Origin of the sequence: Succinivibrio dextrinosolvens, assembly GCF_900116345.1 — a bacterium.
Taxonomy (GTDB): Bacteria; Pseudomonadota; Gammaproteobacteria; order Enterobacterales; family Succinivibrionaceae; genus Succinivibrio; species Succinivibrio dextrinosolvens_B.
The window spans coordinates 23754-32112 of sequence record NZ_FPAH01000034.1; the positions used below are offsets into that span (position 1 = coordinate 23754).

7 protein-coding genes are annotated in these 8359 nt (G+C 35.9%); all 7 read right to left on the reverse strand.

Annotated elements, in window-relative coordinates; genetic code table 11:
* Nucleotides 1–21: 21 nt before the first annotated feature.
* Nucleotides 22–675, reverse strand: a complete 654-nt coding sequence (locus BM308_RS09910) for a helix-turn-helix domain-containing protein (protein WP_074944899.1) — start codon at nucleotides 673–675, stop codon at nucleotides 22–24.
* A complete protein-coding gene (locus tag BM308_RS09915; protein WP_074944901.1) occupies nucleotides 653–1324 on the reverse strand; it encodes a DUF3990 domain-containing protein in 672 nt (223 codons plus the stop codon). Before BM308_RS09915 ends, BM308_RS09910 begins: the two co-directional genes overlap by 23 nt.
* A 182-nt stretch (nucleotides 1325–1506) precedes the next feature.
* Nucleotides 1507–2592, reverse strand: coding sequence for a TIGR01620 family protein (locus BM308_RS09920; RefSeq protein WP_074944902.1), 1086 nt, complete (start codon nucleotides 2590–2592; stop codon nucleotides 1507–1509).
* Complete coding sequence (locus tag BM308_RS09925) at nucleotides 2589–4010, reverse strand: YcjX family protein (protein WP_074944904.1); 1422 nt, start codon at nucleotides 4008–4010, stop codon at nucleotides 2589–2591. Before BM308_RS09925 ends, BM308_RS09920 begins: the two co-directional genes overlap by 4 nt.
* A gap of 318 nt (nucleotides 4011–4328) precedes the next feature.
* Nucleotides 4329–5513 carry a hypothetical protein gene (locus tag BM308_RS09930; protein WP_074944905.1) on the reverse strand — a complete coding sequence of 395 codons (1185 nt, stop codon included), beginning with the start codon at nucleotides 5511–5513 and terminating at the stop codon, nucleotides 4329–4331.
* 13 nt (nucleotides 5514–5526) lie between these two features.
* Complete coding sequence (locus BM308_RS09935) at nucleotides 5527–6762, reverse strand: MBOAT family O-acyltransferase (protein WP_177214441.1); 1236 nt, start codon at nucleotides 6760–6762, stop codon at nucleotides 5527–5529.
* A gap of 473 nt (nucleotides 6763–7235) precedes the next feature.
* Complete coding sequence (gene rfbB / locus BM308_RS09940; protein ID WP_074944908.1) at nucleotides 7236–8255, reverse strand: dTDP-glucose 4,6-dehydratase; 1020 nt, start codon at nucleotides 8253–8255, stop codon at nucleotides 7236–7238.
* Nucleotides 8256–8359 lie beyond the last annotated feature (104 nt).

Consider the following 8359-nt stretch of genomic DNA (forward strand, 5'->3'; position numbering starts at 1 on the left):
GTATTAAATGAGCTGCCTTTTTCAGTCTATATCCTGATATTCAATCAGTTCCTCCATACTGCAGCAAAGGGCTCGGCTTAGTTTTAAAAGAGTTACGGCTGATGCTTTGTTAATACTTCTCTGGCGCTGTTCAAAAAGCTGAATCTGTCGTAAAGCAACACCAGAATATTCAGCCAGTTTTGACTGAGACATATTTATGTTGAGCCTTTTATACTTAAGCCTTGTGAAAGGATATTTCTCTTTAAAGATTTCATCCATCCTATCAGCAAACTGAGTGATATCCATTTCATGATATACAGGATACATTCTGATAATTTCAGAAAGAGGTACTGTTTTTAAGATTTCCATGAAACTTCTTGAAGAATACCACTGATAAAACGCCAGAGCCCATCCTGCCCAGTATTCTGGAGATTTATCCAGATACATGGCATCATCAACATCTTTATATGGAAAATTCACCTGAGATAGAACTTCTCTTGCTAGTTCACATCCATTCATTCCTGCAACATATCTTGGATTCCCAATGGCAACCTGTTTGGAGACCGATGAAACAGCAAAGGCTTTACCAAAGTCGTCTGAAGAAATATTCAGTGACATAACGGCAAAATCAACAGCATGCCCTAAAACGTTCTGAGCACTCGAAAGATATATTTCATCGTATGCGTGGATCGTCATTTTTAATATTCTCTCTCATGATATCTAAAATAAATAGAGCATCAATACTGTCGGAAGAACTTCGTGTTTGTCTATAAGCCTGTCGTGCGGCTTTATCTCTATCGTCTTTTTTCTTAAAGTAAATGGAAGCTACAGCATCTTCAGCGCCAATAAACTTAAGATGAGAAAATGCTTTCTGACTTTTAAAAACAATCTGTTCACCAAGTTTTCCAAGATGCATTGCTTCGGTAAGTTTTGCAAGAGAGATTGTCCCGGCAACAAAATCCTGAGCAAATGAAAAATATGAATCGTCAGCACGATAGCCAATGATTACATCATATGGTTCAGGATCAATAAAAAAATTCTGCTGAAGATATGTCTTGGCATCTTCGGATATACTTCCATTCTGCCAGTAGGTTCGGTATTTTGTTAGAAGGGCCAGCCAGTTTAAAATGCTGTACTTAGGACTGTTAAGATTCAGAATCCTAAGAGTATCAAGATCGACTTCATAAATATTTGCATAGCCATCCTGATTTTTTGAACAGGCCCATTCTTTAGCAAGCTCAAGATCCTGTGTTGTATAAAAGCCATAACCGTAATCATTATTACGCTTACCGCCTTTATATACGGGATGTTCTATGATGTGATCTGACCCATGATAGATAAGCATAAATATCTCCTTATACTAAAAAGTATATCGCTAAAGGGATACTTAAGCAAGAAATGATGAATAAATATATTTACATCAAATTAACAGCTCATGTTTTGATGCATTGTCCAAAATTGTACCCAACGTTCTTTCCTCATTGTCGCTGTAATTATTTTATTGATGTTCTGTTTTTAACCTCTAACTTAAGGCTTCTTCTCTGTGTTAAAAAAATTAAGCATGCCAGTAATCATTTCTTTACGAAGATTAGAAAGCCTTAGTTTATCTCTGGATATAGGGAGAGGTCTGATTGCTTTTATTGTCATATATCCAAGACGGGTGGAATAGATTCCGGCTGCAAGCCCCTGACCTACAGCTGCACTAAATTTAGCAAAAGTCTTAGCTCCAACAGCATCTGTAATGGCATCAGTAGTCAAGTCGGCTATACCTATAAATACAACATTGCGAATTATCTTGCGGTAGAGCTCAAAACGTCCCCATAAACCACAGTGATATCCATAAACCTCAGCGATTTCACGCACCATCCGCAATGAACGTGCAAGTGAAAATGCCATATCCAGCCAGGCAATAGGACTTAAAGCCACAACAACGCCTGTTTCACGGGAACGTTTTACTACAATGGCTTTAGCTTTTTCATCAAGATGGGATAACACATCCCGCTCATAGAGCTCGAATATGTCTTCAGCAGAGAAATTTGGCTTTACCTTCTTTAAAAATGAATCCAGATGCACTTTTGATGATGAATCAGAAAAGGTGAAGATTCTTTTACAGAAAGCAATTGTATCCTGTGCACTTCCCTGCTGCAGAATTTTTTCATGCATTACTCTGCATTTATAGGTGTTTTTAAGTTTAAAGACTGATTTTAGCTCTCTGAAAATCGAAATAATAACCAGTATCAGTACAAATGAGATACCGCCTGACCAGCACCAGCCAGCAACTGAGCTTTTTTCAAATGCCAAACTGATAAGTTCGTAAACCTGGAGCCCACCTACAGCAATAAGCAACAGCAGAATCATAAAAACAGGACTTGACCAGAATCTGGTTCTGAGGATTGCAGCATCATCTTCATCGTCTTTATCATAGCTTACAGTTGTAAGCTCCTCTGAGGGAATTTCTGATGCTTTTATTTCCTTAAAATCACTTTTCCCTTCAACAAAGAAACCTTTTTTGTAACTTTCACTTTCTTCTGCAAGAGGATCATTAAAGACGTCAGCTGTATTCTTTTTTACAGCACCATCTGGGATCTCAAAGCCTGCTTTATAATTACTCATAGCTTATCCTTTAAAAGATAACTTAACATTACATCCATATTTATATTAGGAATAGGATCACCGGGACTGATAACAGGCGGCTGCAGCTCTCTTAAAATGAAATGCTGTTTAAAATCCTCCATGCTCTGCTCTGACCACTGTGAGGGAATGGAGCCCGGATAAAAATACTTATCCTCCTCTCTTCCTGTAGAGAGAACCTGGGTATTCTTTCCCTGATAGTTGACCTCAAGACATTTTGTCGCGGCGATGGATGATAAAACCATGTACTGACAGTTGGAACTCTGTCCTCTTATTTCATGAGATGCAGAAGTGACCATAGAGCGCAGAAGCGATAAAAGATGCTTTTCCTCATCATAGGTTATCTGATCTGCTTTGGTGGCAGCAAAAATCACTTTATCAATCTTTGGAGAAAAAATCCTCTGTAAAAGATTATTCTCTCCATATGAAAAGTTTTTAAGCAGAATCTCAAAGGTATCATTTACATTTACAAATGCTTCTCGGCCCCCACCTAACGCTGAGAAACAGTCAATTAGAATCACCTGTCGGTCAAGCTTTGAAAAGATGGTCTCATAAAAATTCTGCACAATGTCTTTCTTATAAGACTCATAACGTTTTTTCATGACGGCATATAAGGAATTCTTTGGATAATCCTCTGGAATCTCCCAAAGCCATGGCATAAATTCTATAATGGGAGCTCCTGCAAGATTTCCTGGAAGTACCTGTCGGCTTGGAACAATCAAAGACATTCCTGCTTTTTTACACTCTAAAAGCCATTTTACATAGAGTGCAACACTATCCTTAAGCTGACGAGGATCGGGTGTTTTTAATGGGGAAAGTCTCTCGCCTAATGCTAACAGGGGCTCTGTGCAGGATATAAGCTTTGAGAGCTTATTTACCTGAGCAAGCATCATTCTTGAAAAATCCTCATAAGAAAGATTGAGGAGAACAAGATCGATTAGCCATTCTCCAGGATAATCCCAAATATCAAGATAAAGATTGCGGTTATTTCCAGGCATTAAAAGACGGTTTTCTTTAAAGCGTATCTCAAGCCTGATTTCACTTATATTGTCGGTGGCAACTGGCCATTGTGGATTATCTTTAACTAGACAGTCATAGTATTCATGATATGGAAAGGCAGGAACAGACAAATCATGATTAGGGGCAATTCCTCCGTAATAAATTCCAGCTTTCTCATATTCAGAGAATCTTGGAAGTCTGTCTGATATTCCTTCATTTCCAAAATTTAAAATGGTATTAACAAGAGACGTAATAAAGGCAGTCTTTCCTCCTCTGGAAAAACCTGTGACACCAATCTTTATCTCCTTGTCAAAAAGGCGATTGACGCCCTCATTTAGAGTATCTGAAATCTCATCAAACAAGCGGTCAAAGGACTTGAGAGGATCAGAAAATATATTCATTAAAACTCCTAAAAAGTTTTGCAGGAATATCTAACGTACAGATGTACATTATGTTTTTTTGAAATCAGCTATTCTCTTTATAGATTGTACATAATTTATTTAAAAATAATCAGGTATTCTGAGATTTCAACTTGATATTAACAAAATAAGAGAAACAGATTAATAATTTCCAGACAATTCTCTATCGGATTAATTACAGCCTTTATTGGAGGGGACAGATAACAAGAGGACAGAAAGAGGACGTAGAGAGAATGAATGAGTTCTGCATAATACAGAAAGCTCATTCATAAAAAAGGTACAGTTTATGACCGAAGTCCACTACTTATTAGTTCTTTTTTTAATAAAGAAATCAAGATCATCGTGGAACTTAACAAGATCAAATGAATAAATGCCCTTTTTAAACTCTTCAATGTAATCATTTATATTGTCAGAATTTAACAGGTACTTATCATCCCTGATGTATTCAAGAACCTTATAACTCATTTCCAGACTAAAGTGAATTGTGTCATTATAATTTTTGACATCAAAAGTAAAAGGAAGATTATCAAAACCATATAATTTGAAATTCTTGTATTTTGAAGCTAGTTTTACATATTCTTTTAGAAACTCTAAGTAAATCTCTATTTCTTTTCCTTCCTTACGACGAAGATCTAATGCCCACTCAAGTTTAAAATAAGGCTGAGCATAGCAGTAAAAAGTTGTTTCAGGATGAGCTTTCACTAGAGACTCTATGTTTTCTTCAACATTTTTCTCTATTTCAGCTTTATCTTTATCGGATATTTTATTTAAATTTCTTGGGGGTATTGAATAATAATTATTGAGATCATTCAATACATTTACCATATGCTGATTCTGATAGTTCTCTGCCCAGTTTTCCATATTGCCAAATCTTGAAGCATACTGTGGGTTGTATATCCAGGCACTGTGCTCATCAACATTAAGTTTTTCTCCGCGACAAACAGGATCTAGATTTCCTGAGGTAACACTACTTTTTACCCATTTGAAAAAGCACTTCAGATACATCTCATTCAGATATATGTTGATATCGTTAAGATCATTGTCATCGTACAGAAACTCAAAATCAGATGTTTTAAAGGTAATAAGATCATTAGTCAGAAGTAGTAAAACACTCTTAATCTGCTTACGTCTGAAAACATCCTCTAAAATGATTCTGCGCTCATTATTTCTGCTTCCGACAACAGACAGATTAAACCATTTACCGTCTAAATATTCTCCTGTTTTACTATTAGCCAAATTCTGCATGTGAGAATTGCCAATAATCACAGAATCGAAATCAAAGTTTCTGATATAGCCAGCATTCTGAAGTCTCTCATCTACAGAAAAATACTGATTATCCTCATCAATAGAGGTTGAATATAGATGTAGAGGATCAAAACACTTGGCAAAAAGAAAAATAACCAGGAATAAAAGCAGACAAGCAAAACAATGACCACAAATGAATGTGATTACAGCTTTTTTATATTTGTCGTAAACAGTCTTCATTTATTAGTCCTTATTAGAAATTGAAATAAATAAATGTAGTGTAGGAATTTACGATAATTCTAAAGAGAGCTAAACAGATTGCGATAACAGAAAATACTGAAATTACAATAGAATACTTCTCACAGTGCTTATCAAATATATCCTGAGCCTTAGGGAATAAAAATACTACGATAAAGCTCAATATCAGTACATATAAGTATTTTCTTAAATCATGAAGATCAAAACCTGATTTTATTTCCCAGTTAACTCCATGAGGGATATTCAGAGAAAAAAGGTTTTTATATACATATGAAGCACATTCAACACTATCGCTTCTGAACATTACCCATAAAAGACACACTGTTATAAAGGTAATGAAGATAGATAATGGCTTGACGATACTTAGTTTTGAGTCTGAAAAAACTCTATGGATAACCATAGCAGCACCATGTAAAGCGCCCCATAAAATAAAGGTAACTCCAGCGCCATGCCATAATCCGGAAATGCATAACATTAAAAAGATGTTAATTAGAGTTCTTCTATAGCCTTTTCTATTACCGCCCAAAGGAATATAAACATACTTGGTTAGAAAATAACCTAAAGTAATATGCCATCTTCTCCAGAAATCACGAATAGAAGTTGCTTTATAAGGATCATTGAAATTCTGTGGCAGTTTAATACCAAAAATTAAAGCAGATCCTATAGCAATATCGCAGTAGCCACTGAAGTCAAAATAGATTTGACTTGCATAGCCAAATGTAGCGAGCCAGGCTTTTATCGTATTGAAATCTGTATAACTTGAGTACCAGGTATCAACAAACATTGATAGATAATCTGCAATGTAGACTTTTTTAACACAGCCGATTGCAATCAGAAAAAATCCGTTAAGAATGAGCTTGTAGTTAACTGAAGATTTAAGTTCTTTTAACTGAGGAACAAGATCATGATACTGAACAATAGGACCTGCAATCAGATGAGGAAAGAATAAAACTGCACAGGCATACTCTATAAAATTACTTTCAGGTGCTTCTTTTTTATAGTTATCTACCAGCCAGGCAATCTGCTGGAAAGTATAGAAAGAAATTGCTAAAGGAAGAACTATATGAGCAACACTGATAGATACACCAAAGATCTCATTGAATCTATCAACAAAAAAGTTGGTATATTTAAAATACCCAAGAAGAGATATGTTTGTTACAACACCAAAGGTTAAAATCCACTTGCTTTTGTATTTATTTATACCGTAGTTTGTAATTGTATAGTTAAACAAGAGAGAAAATATAAGTAAACTAAGGTACTTTACTCCACCCCATGTGTAATAGAACACACAGCTGAATAAGATCAGACATAGTGTGCCCTGCAGTCTATTTGAGGTCAAAAAGAAAATTAAGGCAACAATAGGAAGGAAAATAAGTAAATACTGATATGAAGTGAAAACCATATTTCTATTGGATAAAAAAGGCCTAAACAAAAAACAACAGCATTCTACACCTTTTAAAAAAGTTATAAAAGATAAAAAAACATTTCAGATTGCATTAGATTTGAAAAACTGGGGATAACTGTGTAGATTGGGCAATTTTTAGAACAAAGCTTATTGAAAATTACACTTTCAGTAATAACAAAGAAAAATCGTTAAAGCTGAAATTAAGAAAAAATTCCCCTCAAAAAAGTAAAGACATCAAATCAAAAAAATGATGTCTTTACTGTAATGACGTTTGCTTTATTTATGCAGTTAATTTTTGATTAAGCCTTAAACTTATCAAGATACCATTCAACAGTTTTAACAATACCGGTATCGAAAGTTTCATCAGCCTTCCAGCCTAATTCGTTTACAATCTTGGTAGGGTCGATTGCATAACGTAAGTCATGACCGGCTCTGTCCTGCACAAAGGTTATGAGTTCTGCATAGGACTTTCCATCCTTACGAGGTCTCTTCTCATCCAGAATTGAGCAGATGGTATTTACGATAGTAATATTATTACGCTCGTTATGACCGCCAATATTGTAGGTCTCACCTGACTTGCCCTTGTGGAAGATTAAGTCAATTGCCTTACAGTGGTCCAGTACATATAACCAGTCACGTACATTCAATCCTTTGCCGTAAACAGGTAGTGACTTAAGATTTAAGGCATTCTCAATGATATGAGGAATCAGCTTCTCATGATTCTGCTTAGGTCCATAATTGTTTGAGCAGTTAGAGGTGGTTACATTCATGCCATAGGTATGATGATATGCTCTAACAATAAAATCTGAACCTGCCTTTGAGGATGAATATGGGCTGTTAGGAGCATATGGAGTAGTCTCCTTGAAATAACCGCTTTCACCTAAGGTTCCATAGACTTCATCGGTTGAGATATGATGGAATCTTGCATCCTCATAGCCAGCCTTCACCTTGCCAGGTGCATCCATCCAGTGACGTCTTGCGGTTTCAATTAAGGTAAAGGTTCCCATCAGGTTGGTTTCCATAAAGACCTTTGGTCCCTTAATTGAGTTATCCACATGGCTCTCTGCGGCAAAGTGGATTACGCCTCTGATATCATACTTGGTGAATAAATCCTCTATCAGCTTCTCATCACAGATGTCGCCCTGTACAAAGGTATAATTGGAATCGTTCTCACATTCCTTTACATTGGATAAGTCACCGGCATAGGTCAGCTTATCCAGATTGATTACATGGTAATCTGCATACTTTTTACAGAAATATGGAACAAAGTTTGAACCGATAAAGCCTGCGCCTCCGGTTACAAGTATTGATTTGGTCATCTCAGATAATTCCGTTTGCTTTATTTAATTAACTTTCTTTGCCTTGAATATAATCTTTCTTAGTTCTGATTATACCTTTTATTCTATAAACTGAAGGTTGGAAC